Origin of the sequence: Stappia indica (assembly GCF_020177335.1) — a bacterium.
GTDB classification, from domain to species: Bacteria; Pseudomonadota; Alphaproteobacteria; order Rhizobiales; family Stappiaceae; genus Stappia; species Stappia indica_B.
Window position 1 is genome coordinate 53,752 of sequence record NZ_JAIVMG010000009.1, and the last position, 23,268, is coordinate 77,019.

At 66.6% G+C, this 23,268-nt stretch carries 20 protein-coding genes; 9 read left to right on the forward strand and 11 right to left on the reverse strand.

Features of this window, described 5'->3' with window-relative positions:
- Positions 1-263: 263 nt before the first annotated feature.
- From LC062_RS13275 to LC062_RS13290, 4 genes are read left to right on the forward strand one after another with little or no spacing between them, the layout of a single operon-like run.
- Positions 264-1,274 (forward strand): AAA family ATPase, encoded by a 1,011-nt coding sequence (locus LC062_RS13275; RefSeq protein ID WP_224911510.1) that lies wholly within the window; start codon positions 264-266, stop codon positions 1,272-1,274.
- Between the two features lie 9 nt (positions 1,275-1,283).
- Complete coding sequence (locus LC062_RS13280) at positions 1,284-2,234, forward strand: DUF58 domain-containing protein (protein ID WP_224911511.1); 951 nt, start codon at positions 1,284-1,286, stop codon at positions 2,232-2,234.
- A complete protein-coding gene (locus LC062_RS13285; RefSeq protein WP_224911512.1) occupies positions 2,231-5,080 on the forward strand; it encodes a DUF4159 domain-containing protein in 2,850 nt (949 codons plus the stop codon). The genes LC062_RS13280 and LC062_RS13285 overlap by 4 nt, the downstream gene beginning before the upstream one ends.
- A 10-nt stretch (positions 5,081-5,090) precedes the next feature.
- Entirely contained in the window at positions 5,091-7,184 is a 2,094-nt protein-coding gene (locus LC062_RS13290; protein WP_224911513.1) for a hypothetical protein, read from the forward strand.
- 30 nt (positions 7,185-7,214) lie between these two features.
- Here the strand turns inward: LC062_RS13290 and LC062_RS13295 are convergent, their stop codons facing one another.
- On the reverse strand, positions 7,215-7,709 hold the full coding sequence (locus LC062_RS13295) for a GNAT family N-acetyltransferase (RefSeq protein WP_224911514.1): 495 nt from the start codon (positions 7,707-7,709) through the stop codon (positions 7,215-7,217).
- A gap of 417 nt (positions 7,710-8,126) precedes the next feature.
- Here LC062_RS13295 and LC062_RS13300 point away from each other — a divergent pair, with 417 nt between their 5' ends.
- The gene (locus LC062_RS13300; protein ID WP_224911515.1) at positions 8,127-9,107 is read left to right on the forward strand and encodes a glutathione S-transferase family protein; all 981 of its coding nucleotides are present in this window, start codon (positions 8,127-8,129) and stop codon (positions 9,105-9,107) included.
- 15 nt (positions 9,108-9,122) lie between these two features.
- Here LC062_RS13300 and LC062_RS13305 read toward each other — a convergent pair whose 3' ends face one another.
- On the reverse strand, positions 9,123-9,626 hold the full coding sequence (locus LC062_RS13305) for an NUDIX domain-containing protein (RefSeq protein WP_224911516.1): 504 nt from the start codon (positions 9,624-9,626) through the stop codon (positions 9,123-9,125).
- Between the two features lie 267 nt (positions 9,627-9,893).
- Here LC062_RS13305 and LC062_RS13310 point away from each other — a divergent pair, with 267 nt between their 5' ends.
- On the forward strand, positions 9,894-11,066 hold the full coding sequence (locus tag LC062_RS13310; RefSeq protein ID WP_224911517.1) for a serine hydrolase domain-containing protein: 1,173 nt from the start codon (positions 9,894-9,896) through the stop codon (positions 11,064-11,066).
- 587 nt (positions 11,067-11,653) lie between these two features.
- Positions 11,654-12,559: a metallophosphoesterase family protein gene (locus LC062_RS13315; RefSeq protein WP_224911518.1), complete on the forward strand. Its 906-nt coding sequence runs from the start codon at positions 11,654-11,656 to the stop codon at positions 12,557-12,559.
- A gap of 44 nt (positions 12,560-12,603) precedes the next feature.
- Here the strand turns inward: LC062_RS13315 and LC062_RS13320 are convergent, their stop codons facing one another.
- A complete protein-coding gene (locus LC062_RS13320) occupies positions 12,604-13,209 on the reverse strand; it encodes a hypothetical protein (protein WP_224911519.1) in 606 nt (201 codons plus the stop codon).
- A 178-nt stretch (positions 13,210-13,387) separates the two neighbouring features.
- Here LC062_RS13320 and LC062_RS13325 point away from each other — a divergent pair, with 178 nt between their 5' ends.
- Positions 13,388-13,870: a YbaK/EbsC family protein gene (locus LC062_RS13325; RefSeq protein ID WP_224911520.1), complete on the forward strand. Its 483-nt coding sequence runs from the start codon at positions 13,388-13,390 to the stop codon at positions 13,868-13,870.
- 16 nt (positions 13,871-13,886) lie between these two features.
- On the opposite strand, the gene LC062_RS13330 is transcribed toward LC062_RS13325, so the two are convergent.
- A complete protein-coding gene (locus tag LC062_RS13330) occupies positions 13,887-14,531 on the reverse strand; it encodes a GNAT family N-acetyltransferase (RefSeq protein ID WP_224911521.1) in 645 nt (214 codons plus the stop codon).
- 141 nt (positions 14,532-14,672) lie between these two features.
- Here LC062_RS13330 and LC062_RS13335 point away from each other — a divergent pair, with 141 nt between their 5' ends.
- A complete protein-coding gene (locus tag LC062_RS13335; protein WP_224911522.1) occupies positions 14,673-14,954 on the forward strand; it encodes a hypothetical protein in 282 nt (93 codons plus the stop codon).
- Between the two features lie 36 nt (positions 14,955-14,990).
- Here the strand turns inward: LC062_RS13335 and flhA are convergent, their stop codons facing one another.
- The 7 genes from flhA to sciP form a co-directional block, all read right to left on the reverse strand.
- Positions 14,991-17,159 carry a flagellar biosynthesis protein FlhA gene (gene flhA / locus LC062_RS13340; RefSeq protein WP_224911523.1) on the reverse strand — a complete coding sequence of 723 codons (2,169 nt, stop codon included), beginning with the start codon at positions 17,157-17,159 and terminating at the stop codon, positions 14,991-14,993.
- Positions 17,160-17,194: 35 nt separating this feature from the next.
- Positions 17,195-18,571: a sigma-54-dependent transcriptional regulator FlbD gene (gene flbD / locus LC062_RS13345; protein ID WP_224911524.1), complete on the reverse strand. Its 1,377-nt coding sequence runs from the start codon at positions 18,569-18,571 to the stop codon at positions 17,195-17,197.
- Between the two features lie 19 nt (positions 18,572-18,590).
- Positions 18,591-18,935 (reverse strand): flagellar motor switch protein FliN, encoded by a 345-nt coding sequence (gene fliN, locus LC062_RS13350; protein WP_224911525.1) that lies wholly within the window; start codon positions 18,933-18,935, stop codon positions 18,591-18,593.
- Positions 18,932-19,663 carry a FliH/SctL family protein gene (locus tag LC062_RS13355; RefSeq protein WP_224911526.1) on the reverse strand — a complete coding sequence of 244 codons (732 nt, stop codon included), beginning with the start codon at positions 19,661-19,663 and terminating at the stop codon, positions 18,932-18,934. The genes fliN and LC062_RS13355 overlap by 4 nt, the downstream gene beginning before the upstream one ends.
- Before the next feature lie 12 nt (positions 19,664-19,675).
- The gene (gene fliG / locus LC062_RS13360) at positions 19,676-20,734 is read right to left on the reverse strand and encodes a flagellar motor switch protein FliG (RefSeq protein ID WP_224911527.1); all 1,059 of its coding nucleotides are present in this window, start codon (positions 20,732-20,734) and stop codon (positions 19,676-19,678) included.
- A 2-nt stretch (positions 20,735-20,736) separates the two neighbouring features.
- Complete coding sequence (gene fliF / locus LC062_RS13365; protein WP_224911528.1) at positions 20,737-22,383, reverse strand: flagellar basal-body MS-ring/collar protein FliF; 1,647 nt, start codon at positions 22,381-22,383, stop codon at positions 20,737-20,739.
- 467 nt (positions 22,384-22,850) lie between these two features.
- The gene (gene sciP / locus LC062_RS13370; protein WP_224911529.1) at positions 22,851-23,126 is read right to left on the reverse strand and encodes a CtrA inhibitor SciP; all 276 of its coding nucleotides are present in this window, start codon (positions 23,124-23,126) and stop codon (positions 22,851-22,853) included.
- Positions 23,127-23,268 lie beyond the last annotated feature (142 nt).

Sequence of the window (23,268 nt, forward strand, 5' to 3'; positions counted from 1 at the left end):
CTAAAATCCGTTGTCGCCGCCATGATTTGGCCCATACCCTGTCATGACAATGAGTCGATCCGGTTCGACACCAGTGTCGCACGAACCACGACCGCCGAGCAGGAATTTCGCTGGCAGCCGCACGACATGTGCGGGCACCAGGCCCTACCGGCTTAAGGTTCGATGCCAAGGCTGTCAAACCGGTCGCACGCGCAGCGCCCTTCCGCTGGCGGACGCATGTCCGGGCAGGCGGGCAAGGCAGCAGGAAGAAGGACAGGCCGACCATGAGCTCGCTCACGCCCCCTCAGGCTGATCCGAACGAGGTGCTGCGCGAAACCGAAGCCGCCGTAGAGAAAATCGCCGCGGCGCGCAATGAGATCGCCCGGGTCATCTTCGGTCAGGAAAGCGTGGTGGAGCGCGCTCTGATCACCCTCCTGTCCGGCGGGCACGGGCTACTTGTCGGCGTTCCCGGCCTTGCCAAGACCAAGCTGGTGGAAACCCTCGGCACGGTGCTCGGCCTCGATGCAAGGCGCATCCAGTTCACCCCGGACCTGATGCCCTCGGACATTCTCGGCGCCGAGGTGATGGACCAGGCGCCCGATGGCAGCCGCTCCTTCCGCTTCATTCAGGGGCCGGTGTTCTCGCAGGTGCTGATGGCCGACGAGATCAACCGCGCCAGCCCGCGCACCCAATCGGCCCTCTTGCAGGCGATGCAGGAGTATCACGTCACCATCGCCGGCCACCGCCACGACCTGCCGCGCCCCTTCCACGTGCTCGCCACCCAGAACCCGCTGGAGCAGGAAGGCACCTACCCGCTGCCCGAAGCCCAGCTCGACCGGTTCCTGATGCAGATCGACGTTCACTATCCCGACCGCGAGGCGGAACGGCGCATCCTGCTGGAGACCACCGGCGCGGCGGAGGCCCAGGCCCGCACCGTCATGAGCGCCGAGGACCTGACCGCCAGCCAGCAGCTTGTCCGCCGCATGCCCGTGGGCGAAAGCGTGGTCGAGGCGATCCTTCACCTGGTGCGCTCCGCCCGTCCGGGCGAGGGGGAGACCAATGACGAGATCTCCAACCTGATCGCCTGGGGGCCAGGACCGCGCGCCAGCCAGGCGTTGATGCTGACGGTGCGCGCCCGCGCGCTGGTCGATGGCCGGCTGGCGCCCTCGGTCGACGATGTGCTCGCGCTCGCCGAACCGGTGCTGCAACACCGCATGGCATTGACCTTCGCCGCCCGCGCCGACGGGCACACCATTCGCGGGCTGATCGGCAAGGTCAAGGCGCGGATCGGATAGGGGCCGGCAATGGCAAAGCTTGCTGGAACCGGAGCAAAACGCGGCTTCCTGAGAGGCGAAGAGACGGCGACGGACTGGCCGCGCGCCATCGCTTCCGCCCGGTCGCTCGCCGATGCGCTGCCCGACCTTCTGGTGGAGGCCAATCAGGTCGCCAACACCATCAACGCCGGCTGGCATGGCCGCCGCCGTGCCGGCTCGGGCGAAAACTTCTGGCAGTTCCGCCCGTTCCTGGCCGGTGAACCGATCAAGCGGATCGACTGGCGCCGCTCCGCGCGCGACGACCATCTTTATGTGCGCGAGCGCGAGTGGGAAGCCGCGCACACGGTCTGGCTCTGGGCCGACCTCTCCCCCTCCATGCTCTATCGCTCGCCGCTCGCGCCGGTTCCCAAGCGCGACCGGGCGCTGGTGCTGCTGCTGGCGCTCGCCGACCTGCTGGCGGAGACCGGCGAGCGGGTCGGGCTTCCCGGCGTGCGCAAGCCGCTCGCCGACCGGCACGCGGCGGAAAAGATCGCCGCATCCCTGACCCATGCCAAGGTGCCGCTTGCCCTGCCGGACAGTCACGACTTCCGCCGCTTCTGCGATGTGGTGCTGATCGGAGATCTGCTCGACCCGATTGAGGACACCCTTGCCTGGATGCGCAGTGTCGCCGCCACCGGCGCCCGCGCCCATCTGGTCATGGTGCTGGACCCGTCGGAGGAAACCTTCCCCTTCACCGGACGCACCGAGTTCCTTGACCCGGAGACCGGCTTCCGGCTGACCAGCGGCAAGGCGGAGGAGTGGAAGCGGGCCTATACCCTGCGGCTTGATGCGCACCGCGAGGCGATCCGCGACCAGGCGCGCAAGGCCGGCTGGACCTTCATCCTGCATCACACCGACCGGCCGGCCTCCGAGCCGCTTCTGGTGCTGCACAGCCGGCTCAGCGGCCGGATGGAGCAGGAAACCGGCGGGGTCTTCCGGTGAGCGGCCTCCTGCCCCTTGGCTTCACGGCGCCGTTCATGCTTGCCGCGCTGCTGGCCCTCCCGGTGATCTGGTGGCTGCTGCGGCTGATTCCGCCGCGCCCGAAGCAGGTCGCCTTCCCGCCGGCCCGGCTGCTGGCCGATATCGACCGGCAGGAGGAGACCCCGGACAAGAGCCCCTGGTGGCTGACCCTGTTGCGCCTGCTCCTGGCAGCAAGCCTGATCCTGGCGCTTGCCGGGCCGGTCTGGCGACCGGTCAGCGCCCCTCCCGCCGGCGATGGGCCGCTCTGGGTGCTGTTCGACAATGGCTGGGCCTCGGCGCGAAGCTGGGAGTTGCGCCGCGCCGCCGCTGAACGCCTGCTGCGGGAGGCCGAGACCAATGGCCGGCCGGTGCTTCTCGCCGCCACCGCCGAAGGTGCCGACCAGCCCCTGCAGCCCGACACCGCCTCGGTCGCGCTCGACCGCTTGCGCGCGCTGGAGCCACGTTCCTGGCCGACCGCGCGCGGCGCCCTCACCCTATCCCTTCGCAAGGCGGCGGCCGAGCTTCCGCCCGCCGCCGTCGTCTGGCTGTCGGACGGTCTCGGTGGCGATGGCAGCGCCCGCTTCGTCGCCGATCTTGGCGCCATTGCCGGTGAGGCGGAGCTGACCGTGCTGACCGGTCTTGCCCCACCCGCAGTCCTCTTCGCCGCCCGCAACGATGTCGATGCCCTGACCGCGCAAATCACCAGGGCCGCCGGTGACAGCGCGCCCATCACGGTCCGCGCGCTCGACAGCAAGGGGCTGGTCTTGGGCGAGAGCACATTGCCTGCGGCCGCTGGCAGCACAGCCGACGAGCAGACCGTACGGTTCGACCTGCCGGTGGAGCTGCGCAACGACGTCGCCCGGCTGGAGATCACCGGCGAGACCAGCGCCGCCGGGGTGCAACTCCTCGACGACCGCTGGCAGCGGCGCACGGTCGGCCTCGTGTCCGGCACGGCGGCCGGCGCGGCCCAGCCCCTGCTCTCCCCGCTCTATTATCTCGACCGCGCGCTGCAACCGTTTTCCGAAATCCGCCGCCCCCGTCAGGCGGACCTCGCCGAGGCCCTGCCGGAGCTGACCGGACAGGGCGTGTCGGTGCTGCTGCTCGCCGATGTGGGCCGCATCCCCGATCAGGCGCTGCCGGCCGTCACCCGCTGGATCGAACAAGGCGGCACGCTGGTGCGCTTCGCCGGGCCGCATCTGGCCGGTGGTACTGACCAACTGGTGCCGGTGCGACTGCGCGCGGGCGACCGCTCGCTCGGCGGCAGCCTGTCCTGGCAGGATCCGCAGGCCCTCGCCCCCTTCCCCGAAGGTTCCCCCTTCTTCGCCATGCCGGTTCCCACCGATGTCAGCGTGGCGCGGCAAGTGCTGGCCGAGCCGGGACCGGACCTTGGCGAGCGCACTTGGGCACTTCTCGCCGATGGCACCCCGTTGGTGACCGCTGCCCCGCTCGGACGCGGCAGCATCGTCCTCTTCCATGTCACCGCCGATACCGCCTGGTCGAACCTGCCCCTCTCCGGCACCTTCGTGGAGATGCTGCGCCGGGTGGTGCGGTTGTCGGCGGCGGCCACCGCCAGCGACACCGCCACCGATGGCACCGGAACGACCTCTGCCGATGGCGCCCGGGAAGGCGGATTGCTGCCACCCTTGCGCGTTCTCGATGGCTTCGGCCGGTTCGGCGCGCCCGATGCGGCGGCCCTGCCGCTCGAACCGCGCGGCACCGTCACCGCCAGCCGGCGCCACCCGCCGGGCATCTACGGCGCCACCGACGCGTTCCGGGCGATCAACCTGTTCAGCGACACCGCCGAGATTCCGCCGCTCGATCTCGCGCCGCTCGGCGCAAACCTGCGCATCGAGAGCTACCCCACCACAGGGCCGCAGGACCTGCGCGCGCCGCTGTTCCTGCTGGCGCTGCTGTTGCTCTTTGCCGATGCCATCGCCATGATGGTCTTGCGCGGCGACACCGGTCAGGCCCGCCGGCGCCTCTCTGGCGGTCTCGGCCTTGCCCTGCTGCTGGGCCCGGGTCTTGCCCTTTCCCCCGCCCTGCCGCGTCCGGCATTGGCGCAGGAAAGTTCCAGTGATCTCTTTGCCCTCGACGCCACCCTGGAAACCCGCCTCGCCTATGTGGTCACCGGCATCGCAAGCCGGGACGAAGCCAGCCGGCGCGGGTTGTTCGGCCTGACCCGCTACCTGGCGAGCCGCACCGCGCTGGAGCCCGAAGCGCCCATCGGCATCGACATCGCCCGCGACGAACTGGCGTTCTTCCCGCTGCTTTACTGGCCGGTTTCGGGGGAGATGGCCCTTCCCTCCCCCGAGGCGATGGCCCGGATCGACACCTATATGCGCAACGGCGGCACGATCCTGTTCGACACCGCCGACCAGCTTTCCGCCGGCCTGACCGGCGGCGGAGCCTCGCCGGCGGGGCTGCAACTGCGCGCCCTGCTCGACGGTCTCGACATTCCGCCGCTCGAACCGGTGCCGCCCGACCATGTGCTGACCAAGGCATTCTACCTGCTCGACGCCTTTCCCGGACGCTATGCCGGCGGCCCGCTCTGGGTGGAGGCGATGGAACAATCCGCCGATGGTCCGGCCGGCCGGCCGGTGCGCGGCGGCGATGGCGTCTCGCCGGTGTTGATCACCGGCAATGATTTCGCCGCCGCCTGGGCGATTGACGAGGCCGGCAGCTATCTCTTTCCCACCGTGCCGCAGAACCCGCGCCAGCGGGAGTTTGCCTATCGCGCCGGGGTCAACATCATCATGTATGCCATGACCGGCAACTACAAGGCGGACCAGGTGCACATCCCGGCCCTCCTGGAACGGCTCGGCCAGTAGGAGGCATGCGGTGATCTGGTCCCTCTCCTTCGATCCGCTGGTTCCGCTCTGGCTCCTCGCCGGCGCGGGCGGCATCGCCGTTCTTCTGGCCATTGCCGCCTTCGTTTTACGCCTGCCGGCCTGGCCGCTGCGCTGGCTGGCGATGGGTCTGCTTGTCCTTGCCCTCGCCGGTCCCGCCATCGAACGGGAAGACCGGGAGCCGTTGCAAAGCGTCGTCGCCATCGTCGTCGATGAAAGCCAGAGCCAGCGGCTGGCCGGCCGGGCCGACACCACGGCGGCGGCGCTGGCGGCGCTGGAACAGCGCTTCGAGGCGCTGCCCGGCTATGAACTGCGCGTGGTGCGCGCCGGACGCGGCACCGCCGCATCCACCGAAGGAACGGCGCTGTTTTCCACCCTCGCCTCCAGCCTTGCCGATGTGCCGCCGGAGCGGATCGGCGGCGCCGTTCTCCTGACCGACGGTCAGGTGCACGACATCCCCGGCAAGGCCTCGGACCTCGGCTTCACCGCGCCGCTGCATGCGCTGGTGACCGGCACGGCCGATGAGATCGACCGCCGGCTGGCCATCGCCCGGGCACCCAGGTTCGGTCTGGTCAATTCGCAGCAGGTGGTCACCCTGCAACTAAAGGATCAGGGCCCCGCCGCCCCCTCCGGCCGGGTGCCCCTCACCGTGCGCCGGGACGGAGAGATCGTCACCCGACTGCAGATCACCCCCGGCGGCACCATCGACATTCCGGTCGAGATCGCCCATGGCGGCGACAACATCTTCGAGTTCTCCGCCGATCCCCTGCCTGGCGAGTTGACCCGGCTGAACAATCAGGTGGTGGTGACCATCGAGGGCATCCGCGAGAACCTGCGCGTGCTGCTCGTGTCCGGCAGCCCGCACGCGGGCGAGCGCACCTGGCGCAACCTTCTGAAATCGGATGCCTCCGTCGATCTGGTGCATTTCACGATCCTGCGGCCACCGACCAAGCAGGACGGCACGCCGACCAACGAGCTGTCGCTGATCTCCTTCCCCACCCGGGAGCTGTTCTCGGTGAAGATCGACGAGTTCGACCTGATCATCTTCGACCGCTACGAGCTGCGCAGCGTTCTGCCGCTGCTTTATTTCGACAACATCACCCGCTTCGTGCGCGGCGGCGGCGCGGTGCTGGTCGCGGTCGGTCCCGACTACGCCTATGACCGGAGCATCTACCGCACGCCGCTGTCGCCGGTGCTGCCGGCCGTGCCCACCGGCGTCGTCCACGAGGAGCCGTTCCGGGCGGCAATTTCCGAGACCGGCGCCCGCCATCCGGTGACCCGGGGCCTGCCCGGCGCCAATGCCACCCCGCCGGCCTGGAGCCGCTGGTTCCGGCTGATCGACGCCGTGGTCACCACCGGCGGCGAAACCCTGATGACCGGCGGGGACGAGGACAAGCCGCTCTTGGTGCTCAGCCGCGAGGAAGAGGGCCGGGTGGCTGTGCTCCTGTCCGATCATGTCTGGCTCTGGGCGCGCGGCTATGAGGGCGGCGGCCCGCATGTACCGCTGCTTCGGCGGCTGGCGCATTGGCTGATGAAGGAGCCCGACCTTGAGGAAGAGGCCCTGCGGCTGGAAGCGCGCGGGCCGGAGGTGATCGCCGAGCGCCAGACCATCGGCACCAGCGCGGAGGAGTTCACCCTGACGCTGCCCGGCGGCGAGACCCGGCGGCTCACCCCGGTGGAGGTTTCGCCCGGCCTGTGGCGGGCAAGCACGCCGGCACCCGACCTCGGCCTCTACACGGTGGATGACGGCACCCGCAAGGCCCTGGTGCATGTGGGGCCGCCGAACCCGCGCGAGTTCGCCGATGTGCTGTCGACGACGGAAACGCTCGACCCACTGGCCGAGGCGACCGGCGGTGCGGCGGTCCGGCTGCGCGGCGAAGGCGCATCGCCCACCGCTATCGACATGCCCCGCGTGGTGCCGCTGCGGCGGGCAAACGACTATGCCGGCGATGGCTGGATCGGCTTCCGCTCCACCGACGCCAGTATGCTGAAGGGGATCGACCGCTACCCGCTGTTCAGCGGCCTTCTCGGCCTCGCCCTGTTGCTCGGCGCGGCGGTGCTGACCTGGTACCGCGAGGGCCGCTAGGCGACACGCTCATGGAGAAGGACTGAGGTCTCAGCGCCCGCCGCGCACCATGCCGGAGGGCATGGCCGCCCCGCCGAGGCAGGCGACCAGCACCCGGCCCGGATCGACCGGTCCGGGAAAGGTGACGGTGCCGAAGGGAACCGGATCAAAGCCGAGCGGGCCGTAGTAGGGACCATCGCCGACGAGCAGCACATGGGTCTCGCCCCTTGCTGCGGCCGCCTCCAGCGCATGCTTGACCAGAAGCCGCCCCAGCCCACGATTCTTGAACGCCGGCGCCACCGTCAGCGGCCCGAGAAGCTGTGCCGGCGCCCCGCCGATGGTGATCGGCGTCAGCCACACCGAACCGGCGATCTCCTCACCGCTCATGCCGACGAAGCACAGCTCCGGATCCGGGGCGATGCCCTCGCGCACGCGAAACGCGGTGCGCGCAAAGCGGCCCGGGCCGAAGGCCTCTTCCTGAAGATGTTCGACAGCGGGCAGGTCGGCCGGGGTTTCAGTCCGGATAAGCCAGGAAACAGCAAGCATGGATTTGGTCTCGGGATCGGGGGAAGACATAGGCGTCCCCGCTGATCCCGTGCCACCGGTCATGAGGTTCGGACCAGTGGGAGATCAGGAGGCACGCAAGACGGGGCGCGAGGGTGATCCTCGTCGCTGTCCTCGTCGTCGCTGCTGTCCGATCCGCGTCGTCATGTCCGTTGCCGCCCGAAAACCGATATCAGCCGATACCGGTTGGTCTTCTCGGGGGCCGCTCAGGCATCCACCATCGGTCGATGCATCCGGCCCGTTTGAGACGCTGCCGATAGCATGGAGGCGATAGGGCGTAAAGCGACTTGTTGCACCCCGCATCGTTCACCTGACGTGAACGCACCATTCAGACCGTTGACGCCGGAGCCAGGGGGAACCATCTGCCGTCCGAGCAAGCAAACAAGAGGATGCGACGCGATGGGACGGCTGGTGAATGGGGTGTGGAGCACGGAATGGTATGACACGGCGTCGACCGGCGGACGGTTCGTTCGCCAGGATGCCAGCTTTCGCAACTGGATCACTGCCGACGGTGCGCCCGAGCCCTCGGGAACCGGCGGCTTTCGCGCCGAGCCCGGGCGCTATCACCTGATCGTGGCAATGGCCTGCCCCTGGGCACACCGGACGCTGATCGTTCGCGCGCTCAAGGGCTTACAGGACATCGTCACCGTGTCGCGGGTGGAGCCCCTGATGCTGGACGATGGCTGGACCTTCGCCGACCCGGAGCCGGAAACCGGCGCGCTGACCGCCTGGCAGGTCTACGTCAAGGCCGACCCGCAGTTCACCGGCCGGGCGACCGTGCCGATCCTGTGGGACCGGAAACAGCGCACCATCGTGTCCAACGAATCGGCGGAGATCATCCGCATGTTCAACAGCGCCTTCGACGGGCTTGCCGGCGTCGACGCAGCGCTCGACCTCTACCCGGAAGATCTGCGCGGCGAGATCGACGCGCTCAACGCCCGTATCTACGATCGGGTCAACAACGGGGTCTACAAGGCGGGCTTTGCCACCAGCCAGGCGGCCTATGACGAGGCGGTCACCGCGCTGTTTTCCGCCCTGGACGATCTGGACCAGCGGCTCGCCACCCGCCGTTATCTGACCGGCGCGCGGATCACCGAGGCCGACTGGCGCCTGTTCACCACCCTGTTGCGCTTCGATCCGGTCTATGTCGGCCATTTCAAGTGCAACATCCGCCGCATCGCCGACTATCCGAACCTCTCCGGCTATCTGCGCGAACTCTACCAGATCCCCGGCATCGCCGAGACCTTCGACCTGGCCGCCACCAAGCTGCACTACTACGGCTCGCACGCGACCATCAATCCGACCGGCATCGTGCCGGCCGGACCGGAGATGGACCTAGCCGCGCCGCATGGGCGAGACCGGCTGCTGGCGGCGGTCTGACGCATCCCGGCGCGCTCACCACACCTCGGACACCGGCGCCGCGCCGGCGAGCTCCGCCAGCCGGCGGCGGGTGGCCGGGGTAGTGCCCTCGGGCAGATCGGCGAGCGGAAAGAACCCCGCCTCGCGGATTTCCACATTGGGGGCCAGCGCCCCCTCCGGCACGGTGAAGCGCGACACCCGGTAAAGCGCCACATGGTCGCGCGGATGACCTTGCGCATTGTGATAGATCGCGAACAGCTCCGGCGCGGCCTCGCACAGAACACCGGTTTCCTCCGCCAGCTCCCGGCACGCGGCCGCAGCCAACGTTTCGCCCGGATCGACCCCGCCACCCGGCAGGTACCAGCCGGGAAGGTAACTGTGCCGCACCAGCAACACCGAACCGCCGACGCTGCCATTGCCGCCGCGCCCTGCGTCGATCACGGCGACCCGCGCGCCAAGCGTCATCGCCCGGCGCCATCTGGCCCCGCTGAGAACAACCGCACGCACCAGCCGCGTGACCAGCGATGGAGACCTGCTCATTCCGTCTGTTTCCCTGTTCTGCCCCTGACGCACCTCGCCCCCTTGGCTCTCGCCGCCACACTTGGCGGCGAGGACCTTCATTGCCCGGCTTGACGAAATCCGGCCGCCGTTCCGGTCTCGATCGTGACGAGTGGCCTCGGATGACGGGTCGAAGCGCCTGCGGAGGCGCGAGATACCCAGCCAGATGCAACCAAAAGATTGACTCTCCCCGCGCTCCCCCCATCTCAAAGGCAGGTTTTTTCATGCCGGCGGGGTTTGCAAGAGACAATGCTCAAAATCATCCTGATGATCCTCGCGCCGGTCGTGCTGGCAATTGCAGCCGTGGTTTACCTGGAGTATCGGGCCTTCGCCTTCTCGGCCCCGGCCCTGCCCGAGACCGGGTCTCCCGCAAACAGCCTTGAAACAATCGCCGACTGGCTGGAGCAGTTGCACACGGACGGCCACTTCACCGGCAGCGTGCTCGTCAGCCACCGCGGTATTCCCATTCTGGAAAAACACCTCGGCCCCATCGGCCCTGACGGCGCCCGGCCGATCACCGCGCGTACAAGCTTCAACCTCGCCTCCGTTACCAAGCAATTCACCGCCACTGCGGTCCTGCGCCTTGAACAGGAAGGCCTGTTGAAGCGTGGCGATGCGGTGACGCGGTATCTACCGGAGCTCAAGCGCTATCCCGGCATCACCATCTATCACCTTCTGGCGGGCACGTCCGGCCTGCCCGACTACGTGTCAGCCGATCCACCGCTGGCAAAGGGGGGCCAGATGGTAACGCCTGAACTCCTGCTCAACTGGCTGGCACTGTCCGCCCCCTCCGGCGGCTTCCCACCTGGCAGCCGATATGAGTACAGCAACACCGGCTACCTGGTTCTGGCCCAGCTCGTCGCCCGCGTTTCCGGAAAGCCCTATGCCCAATACATGCAGGACACATTCTTTGAACCGCTCGGCATGAAAGACACTCAGGTCTTCCACAAGGGCATCGAGCGAGAGCCGGCCGAACGGGCGCTCGGAATGCGCAAGAGGTTCTTCTATCGCGGCGCCTTCGTTCTTTACGACCTCAACCGGTTTGACGGCGGCGCCGGCGACGGCAACATCTACGCCTCACCGCGCGACCTGGTCACCTGGCATGAGGCCCTGCGCGATGGGCGCGCCCTCGATCGCCAGTTTCACGCCCTTCTGACCGAACCGGTTCGTCTGGAGGATGGCACCGTCGTCGCCGACGAGATTTTTGGCAAGAACACCTCGGTTGGCCTTGCCTGGAACACCAATCGTCTTCCCGCTCTCAATGTCTACGGTCGCTGGCAGGGCTTCTCGAACTACTACTATCGCGATGACAGAAGGGATCTGGTGATCGTGTTTCTCGCCAACAGCGCTCATTTTCTCCCGTTCGCGGAAATCACCGACATGCTGACAAGCGCTGTCGACAAGGCGGTCGGCGAGGATTGAAGCCGGTGCAAGGGGTGGCCTTGCAAGCCACTCTCCCCGTCCGCCCGGCCAGCCCAAAGAGCCTTGCCGCCTCGCCCACCAGCCGCCCCTTTCGCCCGACGGGTCGAAAGGACACGTAGACACAAGAACTTACCTCACCATGCGCGCCGTGCATGGGAGGCCTGCGGTCTTCGCCCTTGTTTGCCGCTACGTCAACGCGCATCTTGCGGGTGCAGCCGACAAGGTGAGGACGCGCGATGCGCGCGCCCGCCAATTCGGTGTTGCGGCACCCAAAGGAGATAGAGATGCTGTCCGCGTTCTTCGCAAAGCGCAATCGCCGTCGCTTTCACTGGCGGCCGGCTGTCGATCTGACCAACCCCCGCATTGCGGCGGCTCTGACGACCTTCAGCAGCAACTGATCCAATGTCCTGTGGATGAGGCCGCGCGAGATGTGCGGCCCGGTCCGGAACATTTTGGCCGCCAGCCCCCTGTTTCCGCGCCTTTGCCGCGAAGAGGGGCGCGGAACGGCTTGGCTCGAAAGCGCCCGAACGGCTCGTTCGCGGCGCTTTTTGCTTGACCGGCCGCCCCGATCTTCCTGATGTGGGCCGATGTTCGTTCTTGCCCATCTCTCCGATCCGCATCTGGGTCCCCTGCCCGAAACCCGCCTTCGCGAACTCATGTCGAAGCGGGTGCTGGGCTATGTCAACTGGCACCGCAACCGCGCCCGCAGTATGACCGCCACCTGGCTCGACGGTCTCATCAAAGACATGCAGGCCCAGCCGCTCGACCACGTCGCCCTGACCGGCGATCTGGTGAACATCGCCCTCGATCTGGAGATCTCGGCGGCACGGCGCTGGCTGGAAACGCTGGCGCCGCCGACTGAAATGTCGCTGGTGCCCGGCAACCACGATGCCTATGTTCCCGGCGCCCTGCGCCGGGCGGTCCACGCCTGGGCGCCCTACATGACCGGCGACCGCGAAACCGCCCCTGCCTTTCCCTATGTGCGCCGGCGCGGCCCGGTGGCGCTGGTTGGCGTCTCCAGCGCCCGTGCCAGTGGCCCCTGGCTGGCGACCGGCCGGGTCGGCGCCCGGCAGGCACGGGACCTGCGTGACCTTCTGGAAACGTTGAAGGACGAAGGTCTGTTCCGCATCGTCATGCTGCATCATCCGCCGCAGCAACGGGCCACCGCCTGGAACAAGCGACTGACCGATGCCTCGCGCATCCGCGCCGCCGTCAAGCGCGCCGGCTGCGAGTTGATCCTGCATGGCCACACCCATCTGGCGACCCGCACCGCCATTGACGGGCCGGACGGACCGGTGCCGGTGATCTGCGTGCCTTCCGCCTCCAACGCACCGGGACACAAACGCCCGCCCGCGCGCTACAACCTGTTTCGGATTTCCGGCAAGGTAGGCGCCTGGCGCTGCGACATGGAAGAGCGCGGCTATGACGCGAGGGCGGCGGAGCTTGCCGCCGAGGTGCGCCTGCTGGGCCGGCACCGGCTCGTCATTCCCTGATGACAGGGTCCTGAAGGGGCACGACCAGCGTGCGGTCAGGCAGATCAGTTGATCGGATTGGCGAACCAGGCAAAGCCGATCAGGCCGATGACACCGACCATCAAGCCGATGGCGAAGGCCGCGAACGGCCCCCACAGCCCATGCACATTCGGGACCGGCGGCGTGGCGCCGGTGACGGTGTTCACCGCCGGCTCGTTGCGCGCCGGCTCACGCAGGCGCTTGGACAGCCAGTCGCCTTCCACCGCGCGCTCGCGCTCCAGCACCCGTTCGGCGATATACTCGGTGATGCAATCGGCCATGTCGTCGAGTTCGGGCGTTTCCAGAATGACCGTGCGGCCAAGCCGGGTGTCCTTCACGAATCGGTAGACCCGCTTGTCCCGTCCCATGGTGACATGGCTGGTGATGTCGATCCAAAGGCGCGGCAGGTTGCCCGGCACGATCTGGAAGGAAAACTGATCGTCATCCTCCGGCACTTCCTTGAAGACGTCCTGCAGTTCGTCGGCCAGCATCTCCAGCCGGGCGCGTTCCGATTCCTGTAATTCGACAACGACATCAGTGCGTTCGACTTCAGAGAACTTGACCTTGCGGATGGCATCCCGGAGACTGCGCACCTTGGCGTGGGGCACAACATTGTCGCGCGTTCTGGTCATGCGTTTTCCTGTCCTCAACCGGCAGTCTCGGCGGCCGGGGTGATTCCAGCCGGTAAATGAACCCTTAACGAAAGTGATTACCACAAAAGTCGGGACCACGGCAGCAGCCGGCCAAAGCCCCTCGCAGTCGTCCACGACCAAAGGTCAAATCATGGTTAACAAGGATTAAGACATTCCGATGGCAACCGTCTCCAGTATCGACCGGGTCGCACAGGCGGCCAGCACCGCCAACCTGCCGATTTCCATTCTTCAGATGCCGGAGTCGACTCGCACCGCCCAGGATGCGGCGAACGCCTGCGGCTGCACCGTCGCCGAAATCGTCAAGTCGCTGGTGTTCCTCGGCGCCGACAGCGACGCGGTGATCCTGCTTCTGGTGTCCGGCGACAACCGGGTGGATGAGGCCGCCGTCGCAAGCCGCATCGGCGAGGCGCTCGCCCGTCCGAACGGGCGCACCGTGCGCGAGCGCACCGGCTATGCCATCGGCGGCGTTCCCCCGCTCGGCCATGCGTCCGATGTCGCCATCTACATCGACGAGGATCTGTTGGGCTTTGGCTCGGTCTGGGCCGCCGCCGGCACGCCGAACAGCGTCTTTTCCGTGTCGCCGCAGGCCCTGAAAGACGCGACCGGCGCCCGGGTGCTGAAGATGACCGGCGAGGCCTGAGCGCCAGGGGCAGGACCTACCCGCCGATCAGCGGCACATGCGGGGCAACGTCTTCCGGCAGCAGGCCAGAGAGGCGCGGATCATCGGCGATCTCGATCGCCCGCTTGTAGGCGCTGAACCCGCTGGAACGATAGAAGCCGACGGCCTTCTGGCTGTCGGCGGTGCAGGTGTGCACCCAGAACCGGAGGGTTTGCGGACGGGACCACACCAGATCCAGCGCCTGGTTCATCAGCCAGCGACCGGCACCGCCGCCGAGCATTTCCGGCACCAGCCCGAAATAGGAAAGCTCCACATCCGACGGGTCGGCGAAATCGAGCTCCAGCAGCCCGACCGGCTCGCCCGCCCGGATCACCTGATAGATTTCGTTCCCGGGCTTGCGCAGGATCTCGGTCAAGGCCTCATCGCTGATCTCGAGCCGCCCAAACCAGAGCCAATCCGCGCCGATCCGGCGAAACAGAGCCCGATAGGCATGCGGCTCGGGGTCGGTGACCCGCTGCAGGCTCAGGTCCGGCCGGTCCGCAGAGCGCGCTTCCGGCCGTTCGTGCATCTCCAGATAGGTGACAATGCTGGCGATCTTGCCCGCAGGCAGGTCGGTGTAGCCGGAAAGACTGACGGACAGCGTGGACATGGCAAGACCCTGAAAGGCTGGACTGTGGATCATGGGTGGGCAGCCTCAGGTACGCCGGCCCGCCGCCGCGATCAAGTCTCAGCGCCCCGCCCAACAGGTTAACGGGCTGTTAACCCAATCCCCGTCACACTGCTCCTGAATGTAGTCCCTCGCGCAGGACCCAGACCGCCCGCCATGCCTCTCATCGGCAAATCCTTCGGCAAAGCCCAGCAGTTCTCATTCTATGAGCGGAACAAGGCCTGGCGTGCCAAGCAGCGCGAGCATTCAGAGAAGTTCATCAACCAGCAGGCTGTCGCCGCCAATGTCTTCGGCGTGGGGCTCAACGCCACCCAGAGCGCGACCCAGCTCCTGTTCCAGCAGGTGGCGCAACGGGTGCAGAACGAGGCCCAGGCCAAGATCGACGAGAAGAACGGCGCCATCGACAAGGCCATCGAGTCCCTCGACATCAAGGTCTGACGCCGCCGCACCGCCCATACCCCGCACATCTCCCGGTCAGACCGATCCCACCGTCTTCAGCCTTGCCCGCGCATGCACCTCGTTCTGGCTCATCACCGTGGTATGTGCGCGGAACCGCTCGACGATCGAACGCACGAACGGCCGCGTCTGCGGCGAGGTCAAGAGCACCGGCACCTCGCCAGCCTGAGCCGCCTGCTCGAACGCCTCGCGCACCAGCCGGACGAATTCCTGCAGCTTTGACGGCGCCATGGCGAGCGAGCGTTCGTCTCCCTCGCCGACGATGGCCTCCAGGAACGCTTGCTCCCATTGCGGCGACAGGGCGATCAGCGGCAGGTAGCCGCCGGGCGCCTGATTGGCGGCGCTGATCTGCCGGGCAAGGCGCGAGCGCACATGCTCGGCGATCGTCGCCGGATTGCGGGTGAAGCCGGTCGCCTCGGCGATGCCCTCCAGAATGGTACCCAGATCGCGCACCGAAATCCGCTCGGCGAGCAGCGCCTGCAGAACCCGCTGGATGCCGGAGACGGTGATCTGCGAGGGAACGATATCCTCCACCAGCTTGGCCTGTTCGCCGGTGATTTCCTGCAAGAGCTTCTGCACATCGGCGTAGGTGAGCAACTCGGAGACATTGCCCCGGATCGTCTCGGTGAGATGGGTGGCGAGCACCGTCGCCGGATCCACCACCGTGTAGCCGCGCAAGGCCGCGTCTTCGCGGTACTGCCCCTCCACCCAGGTGGCCGGCAGCCCGAAGGTCGGTTCCATGGTCTGCTGCCCCGGCAGTTTCACCTGGCCGCCCTGCGGGTCCATCACCATGAAATGGTTCGGGAACAATTGCCCCTGCCCGGCGGCCACCTCCTTGACCTTGATGACGTAGTCATTGGCACCGAGCTGGATGTTGTCGAGGATCCGCACCGGCGGCATCACCACACCGAGATCAGCCGCAAGCTGCCGCCGCAGGGCCTTGATCTGCTGGGTGAGCTGGTCGCCGTCGCCGCCCTGTCCGTTGATCAGCGGCAACAGGGCATAGCCCAGCTCGATGCGCAATTCGTCCATCTTCAGCGCATCGGTGATCGGCGGTTCGGCCGGCGGCGGCGGGGCGCTCGCCGCCACCTCCGCCTGCGCCACCTCTGCGGCCGCCACCTGCTGCGAGCGGCTGGAGCGGAAGGCCAGATAGCCGGCAAGACCGGCAAGAGCCAGGAACGGCACCATTGGAATGCCCGGCAGCATCGCCAGCGTCACCATGACGAAGGAGGACATGCCAAGCGCCTTGGGATAGCCGGAAAGCTGCTTTGCCAGCGCCTTGTCCGCCGAACCGGAAACGCCGGCCTTCGAGACCAGCAGGCCAGCGGCGGTGGAGACGATCAGCGCCGGGATCTGCGAAACGAGACCGTCGCCGATGGTCAGCAGCGTGTAGGTCGTCGCCGCTTGCGAAAACGACAGGTCCATCTGGGCGATGCCGATGATGATCCCGCCGACGATGTTGATGAAGGTGATCAGAAGTCCGGCAATGGCATCGCCGCGCACGAATTTCGAGGCACCGTCCATGGCGCCGAAAAAGCTGCTTTCGTCCTCAAGGTCGCGCCGCCGTTGACGCGCGGTCGCCTCATCGATCAGCCCAGCACTGAGGTCGGCATCCACCGCCATCTGCTTGCCCGGCATGGCATCGAGGGTGAAGCGCGCGGCCACCTCGGCGATACGGCCCGAACCCTTGGTGATCACCACGAAATTGACGATCACCAGGATCGAGAAGACGATGATCCCGATGATGAAGTTGCCGCCCATGACGAAATGGCCAAAGGCCTGGATGACCTGGCCGGCCGCCCCGGTGCCCTCATGGCCATGCGCCAGGATCAGCCGGGTGGAGGCCAGATTCAGCGCCAGCCGCAACATGGTGGCGATCAAGAGCACCGTGGGGAAGGACGAGAATTCCAGCGGCTTCTGGATGAACAGGCCTGTCATCAGGATCAGCACGGAAAAGATGATCGAGATGGCCAGGAACAGGTCCAGCATCATCGCCGGCATCGGCAGGATGAGGACGACCAGAATAACCATCACCCCAAGCGCCAGGGCGATCTCGCCGCGCTTGATGGTGTCCCACATGCCGGCGATGCTCGGCAGACCGGCCGGCAGCCGGACACCGCCGGACCGTTCCGGCGTTGCCGTCGCCGGAACGCCGCCTCCTGCCTCGCCTGGCGTCAGGTCACTCATGTCCGGTTCTCACTTGAACGTCCCCACCGGCCCGCTCACGCCATTGCAATGCGGGCTTCGCCGGGCCCCGGCACCTCGACACCGTCCTCAGCGTAAAGGTTCAGTTTATTGCGCAAGGTGCGGATCGAAATGCCGAGGATCTTCGCCGCGTGGGTGCGATTGCCAAGGCAATGATCGAGCGTGTCGAGGATCAGGTCGCGTTCCACATCGGCAACCGTGCGGCCGACCAGCACCCGGCTGACCGCTTCGGCCGTCGCCGCAGCACTGGCGGCCACCCGGGCATCGGCGGACGCCCCGCCGCCGGTGATCGGACTGCCATCGGGCATGCGGATCGCGTCAAGACCGATTTCCTCGCCGCTGGCAAGCAGCACCGCCCGGTGCATGGTGTTTTCCAGCTCGCGCACGTTGCCCGGCCAGGGGTTGGCCACCAGCATCCGCCGTGCCTCCTCCGAGACCGGCCGCTTCGGCACGCCGTTTTCCCGGGCGTAGCGGTCGACGAAATGCTCGGCCAGCTCCAGAATGTCGCCGGGCCGCGCGCGCAGCGGCGGCAGCTTCAGGTTGACCACGTTGAGCCGGTAGAGAAGATCCTCGCGGAAGGTGCCGCCGCGCACGCTCTCAGTCAGGTCCCGGTTCGAGGTGGCGATGATGCGGATGTTGACGGCGACCGGCTTGTTGCCGCCCACCCGGTCGATCACCCGTTCCTGGATCGCCCTGAGCAGCTTGGCCTGCAGCCGCACATCCATTTCCGAGATCTCGTCGAGCAGCAAGGTGCCGCCGTCGGCTTCCTCGAACTTGCCGATCCGCCGGGCGACCGCGCCGGTAAAGGCGCCCTTCTCGTGGCCGAACAGCTCCGATTCCAAGAGATGCTCGGGGATCGCCGCGCAGTTGATGGAGATGAACGGCTTGTCGGCGCGGTTCGAGAGGTTGTGGACGTGACGGGAAATCACCTCCTTGCCGGAGCCGGATTCACCGGTCACCAGAATGGAGGCATCGGAGGCGGCGACCTGCTCGGCCAGCTTCACCACCGCCGCCATCGACCCATCGCGATAGATCAGGTTCGACTGGTCGCGCGCCACCGCTGCCAGAACGGCGGCGATCAGCTCCGGATCCGGCGGCAACGGGATGTATTCCTTGGCCCCGGCGCGGATGGCGTTCACGGCGGCGCTGGCGTCCGTCTTGACGCCGCAAGCGACCACCGGCAGGTGGATTCGCTCCCGCTGCAGCCGCTCCATCAGCTCGGCGATGTCGAGGCCCACATCGGCCATCACCAGATCGGCACCGCGCCCCGAACGCAGCACCTTCAGCATGCCGTCGATGGAATCGGCGTGGGTGACGGCGGCACCGCGATCCATCGCCATCTTGGACGCGGTGATCAGCTGTCCCTGGAGGCTGCCGACGATCAACAGTCGCATGGGTCTTCTCCTGTTCCGATCAGCGGTCGGACTTGATGATTTCCGTCATGGTGACGCCGAGCTTGTCTTCCACGAGCACGACCTCGCCGCGCGCCACCAACCGGTCGTTGACATAGATGTCGATCGCCTCGCCGACCTTGCGGTCGAGTTTCAAGACCGTGCCCGGTGCCAGCTTCAAGAGCTCGGAAACATGCATCCGCGAATGGCCAAGCACTGCGGAGATCTGCACCGGCACATCGAACACAGCTTCCAGATCGGCCGCGCTGCGCGCCAGAGAATGGTCGCGATCCGCGTCCCGGCCCACATCCTGCGCTTCCATTTCGGTGAGCGGAATTCCGCCCTCGGCCTTGTCGCTCTCGCTCATTTGCCTTCCGCCTCCTCAGCGGCTCCATGGTCGACGGCCTGCGCCGGGCTCTTGCCGGCGCGTCGTCCCTCGAAATAGCGGCGTGCCGCCTGATCGACCTGTTTCTCGATGGCACGGCGGTCGCGCACGATCCCGCCATCCGCCCATTCGATGCGGCAATCGCCGGCCGCAAGCTCCGGCTCGCCGAGAAAGACGACCCGTCCCTCGAACCCCTTCTCGTTCACCAGCGGTTCGACCTCAGCCTTCAGTTGGGCAAGGTCACCCTCACGCACCCGGATCACCAGATGCGGCGCGCGGCGCAGAGGACCGAGACACTCGGAAATCAACGCGACGATCTCGCCGAGCGGTTCGCGGGCGATCAGGTGACCGCAGATCCGCCGCGCGACGAGAAACGCCAGCGCCACCGCATCCTTTTCCTGACGCGCCTGATCCCGGTCGAGCCGCTCCGCGAGCCCGGCGATTTCGTCCGCCAGATGGCGAGCCTCATCGGCGAGCCGGCCTTGCTCGCTCTGCTGCTGCGCCGCCAGCACCTCCGCCCGCCCCCGCTCATAGGCCGCGTGTTCGGCCACCGCGAGCCGGGCGTCGTGCTCGGCCAGGGGGATCATCGGGATCTCCGGCTCCGCCACCACCTCTTCCGGCTCGTCCGAAGGGAGTTCGATCGCCGCGAAGTTTCTGTCGAACAGGAACCGGTTGGCTTTCATCTGGGTACCCGAAAGTCGCGTCATCATGGACATGCACACCTAGTAGATGATCTCGTCGTCGCCCTTGCTCTTCGAGAGCATCAATTCGCCCTTGGCCGCCAGATCCTTCGCGGCCGCGACCATGCCCGACTGGGCCTCGTCGACATCGCGCAGCCGGATCGGCCCGAGCGCCTCCATGTCGTCCTGCAGCATCTTGGCCGCGCGCGAGGACATGTTGCTGAAGAAGAACTCCCGCACCGATTCCGACGCGCCCTTCAGAGCGATGGCAAGGCGGTCCTTCTCCACGCTGCGCAACAGCGTCTGGCAGCTGCCCGCGTCCAGCTTCATCAGATCGTCGAAGGTGAACATCAGCGTCTTGATGCGCTCGGCCGAATCCCGGTTCTCCTCCTCCAGCGCCGCCAGGAAGCGGGCCTCGGTCTGCCGGTCGAAATTGTTGAAGATCTCCGCCATCATCTCATGGCTGTCGCGCCGGCTGGTGTTGGTCAGGTTGGACATGAACTCGACCCGGAGGGTCTGCTCCACCTTCTCCAGCACCTCCTTCTGGATCGCCTCCATCTTCAGCATGCGCGAGATCACCTCCAGCGCCAGCTCCTCCGGCAGGATGCCGAGCACCTTGGCGGCGTGATCCGGGTCGATCTTCGACAGCACCACCGCAACCGTCTGCGGGTATTCGTTCTTCAGGTAGTTGGCGAGCACGTTCTCCTGCACATTGGAGAGCTTCTCCCACATGTTGCGCCCGGCCGGACCGCGGATTTCCTCCATGATGATGGAGACCCGGTCCCGCGGCAGGAAGCTCGACAACAGTCGCTCGGTCACATCCACGTTGCCGTTCAGCGCGCCGTTGCTGGAAATCTTCTTGACGAAATCGACGAACAGGTTCTCCAGCATCGTCGGCGTGACGGGCCCGAGACGCGACATGGCGGCGGAGACCTCCCGCACTTCCATCTCGTCGAGCTGCTCCCAGATACGCCGACCATGCCGCTCGCCGAGCGCCAGCAACAGCACCGCGACCCGCTCCGGGCCGCGCAGCTCACGCTCCTTCTCCGATGCGCTGATCGTCAGCTGGTTTCCCGTGTTCGGTTTCACCTCGGTCGTCATGGTCAGGCGGCCTCGTTCATCCAGCTGCGAATGATGCTGACCGCCTCATGCGGATACTCCTCGATCAGATCGCCGACCTTGGCGATGGTCGCCACCTGAACCGCCCCTTGCGCCTGCGCCTCCTCCAGCCAGGCGATGCGCGGATCGCCGGCCTCGTCGGTCTCGATCGCCGGCGTCTCACCCATGGCGGCGGCGCTCCCGTCGGCGAGCAACGCCTGCTCGACGGCCTGCCCGTCAGGTCCCGTCAGCGCCGGCGTCGGCGCCTCTTCCGCCGTCAGGATCCGCTTGACCAGCGGCCGCACTGCGAACAGGGTCAGCAGCACCGCGATCAGGAACAGGACACCAAGCTCGACAAAGCGCATCATGTCCGCCCGGGAGAATTCGAACAGGCCCGGCTCGACCTCGGCCAGAACGCTGTTCGGCGCCTGGGCGAAGCGCAGGTTCACCACTTCGACCGTATCGCCGCGCCCCTTGTCGAAGCCAACCGCCGAGCGCACCAGCAATGCGATCCGTTCCAGCTCTTCCGCACTGCGCGGTTCATAGACCAGATCCCCGTTGGCGTCCGGCGCATAGACCCCGTCCACCAGCACCGCCACCGACACCCGGCGCACGCCGCCAGCCTCGACCACCTCGGTCTTGGTCGACTTGGAAATCTCGAAATTGACGATTTCCTCGGCCTGGTTGCTGATGTTGCGGTTGGCATCCTCCCCGGTCTGCTGACCGGTCTCCGGCAACTGGGTGCCGGCGGTCACGGCGCCGGCGCGACCAATCGTGGAGCTGTTCTCCTCCCGCGTCTGGGTGGAGCGCACCACCTGCCCGTCCGGGTCGAAGGTTTCCTGGGTTTCGGTGATGCGATTGTGATCGAGCTCCATCGCCACCCGCACCCGGGAGCGACCGACACCCACCACGCTGTTGACGATCTCTTCCACCTGCGAGCGCAGCCGCGCTTCCATCGACTGGGCCCGCTCCTGCAGGGAGGACGCGATGAAACCTTCGCCCTCCTCGCCCGCGCCACTGGCCAAAAGCCGGCCCGTCTCATCGACGATCGACACGAAATTGGGCTGCAGCCCCTCCACCGCAGTGGCAACGATATGCTGGATCGCGCGGATCTGGCCCGGATCGAGCGAGCCGCGCACGTTGAGAACGATCGAGGCGGTGGGCGGCTGGAAATCTCGCTGGAACAGCTTGCGCTCCGGAATCACCAGATGCACCCGCGCCGCCTTGATGCGGCCGATCGACCGAATGGTCCGGACCAACTCGCCCTCCAGCGCGCGGGTGTGGTTGATGTTCTGCACGAAGCTGGTGGTGCCGAGCGTATCGGCCTTGTCAAAAATCTCGTATCCGACCGACCCGCCGAGCGGCAGCCCCTGCTCGGCGAGCCGCATGCGCGTGCGGAAAACCTCTTCCTCCGGCACCAGGATGGTGGAGCCGTCATTACGTAATTCATGCAGGACCGCCAGGCTCTCCAACTGGGAGACGATGGCCGAGGAGTCTTCAAAGGTGAGGTCGGTGTAGAGCGGGGTCATCTGCGGTGTGCTGATGCGCAGCATGATGAATGCGAAAACACCGACGAGGATGGCCGCAACGGCCCCCATTGCCGCCAGCCGGGTGGGCCCAAGTGTTTTTACCAGTTCACCAAATCCGTTCACGAGATGACCCGTTCGATGCGTGCGGGAAAAGGGCTTGCGACCCATGCCATCCAGGGGAACGGGGTAATGAGGGGATGATGATTTGCCCCCTGGATGGCTGGTAGGCAATTTTTGCCCGCCAGATGGTAAACAAGATGTTAACGAACGTTAGCAATTGGTAAAAACGCCGAATTTTCCGCGGGTTTCCCCTCGCGGATTGCAATTTCTACCCGGTAAAATTGACCGAGGGCAGATCGGGATGGCGCGCGACCTGCGATTTCCGCCGATCCGGATCAGCCGGCGCAGCCGCGAAGCACTGGCGATTTTCGCAAGGCGCGCTGACCCGCACCACAGCCCACGACCGCTCAGCCCCCAAGTCGGGCCGCGAAAACGCAAAATGGCCGGCGCAGCGGCCGGCCATCAGGCAAGGAATTTGGCGGAATTGAATGGCGGACAAGAGGCGAAAGACCGGATCGCCCGCCGCCCCGTCAGTTCCGGTATTGCTGCACGCGCGTCGCCCGCAAACCGGCAAGTCCATGCCGGTCGATCGAGCTTTGCCAGGAGAGGAATTCCTCCACCGTCAGCGTATATCGCTTGCAGGCTTCGTCGAGAGACAAGAGCCCCCCGCGTACTGCCGCGACGACTTCCGCCTTTCGGCGAATAACCCACCGCCGGGTAGTAACAGGCGGTAGATCGGCAATCGTTAACGGCGACCCATCAGGGCCGATAACATATTTGACTCGCGCACTTGCTCGGTCGGTCATTGTACACTCACACTCAACATGACCACGTTGAGCAGACAATACGTCAGCGGCTTTAAAATTTGCCTAAACCACAATCAACAATTCGGTAAGAATTGGAACGAGTGGAACCGGCCCATTTTCCCATGTTTCGCACGGGAATCCT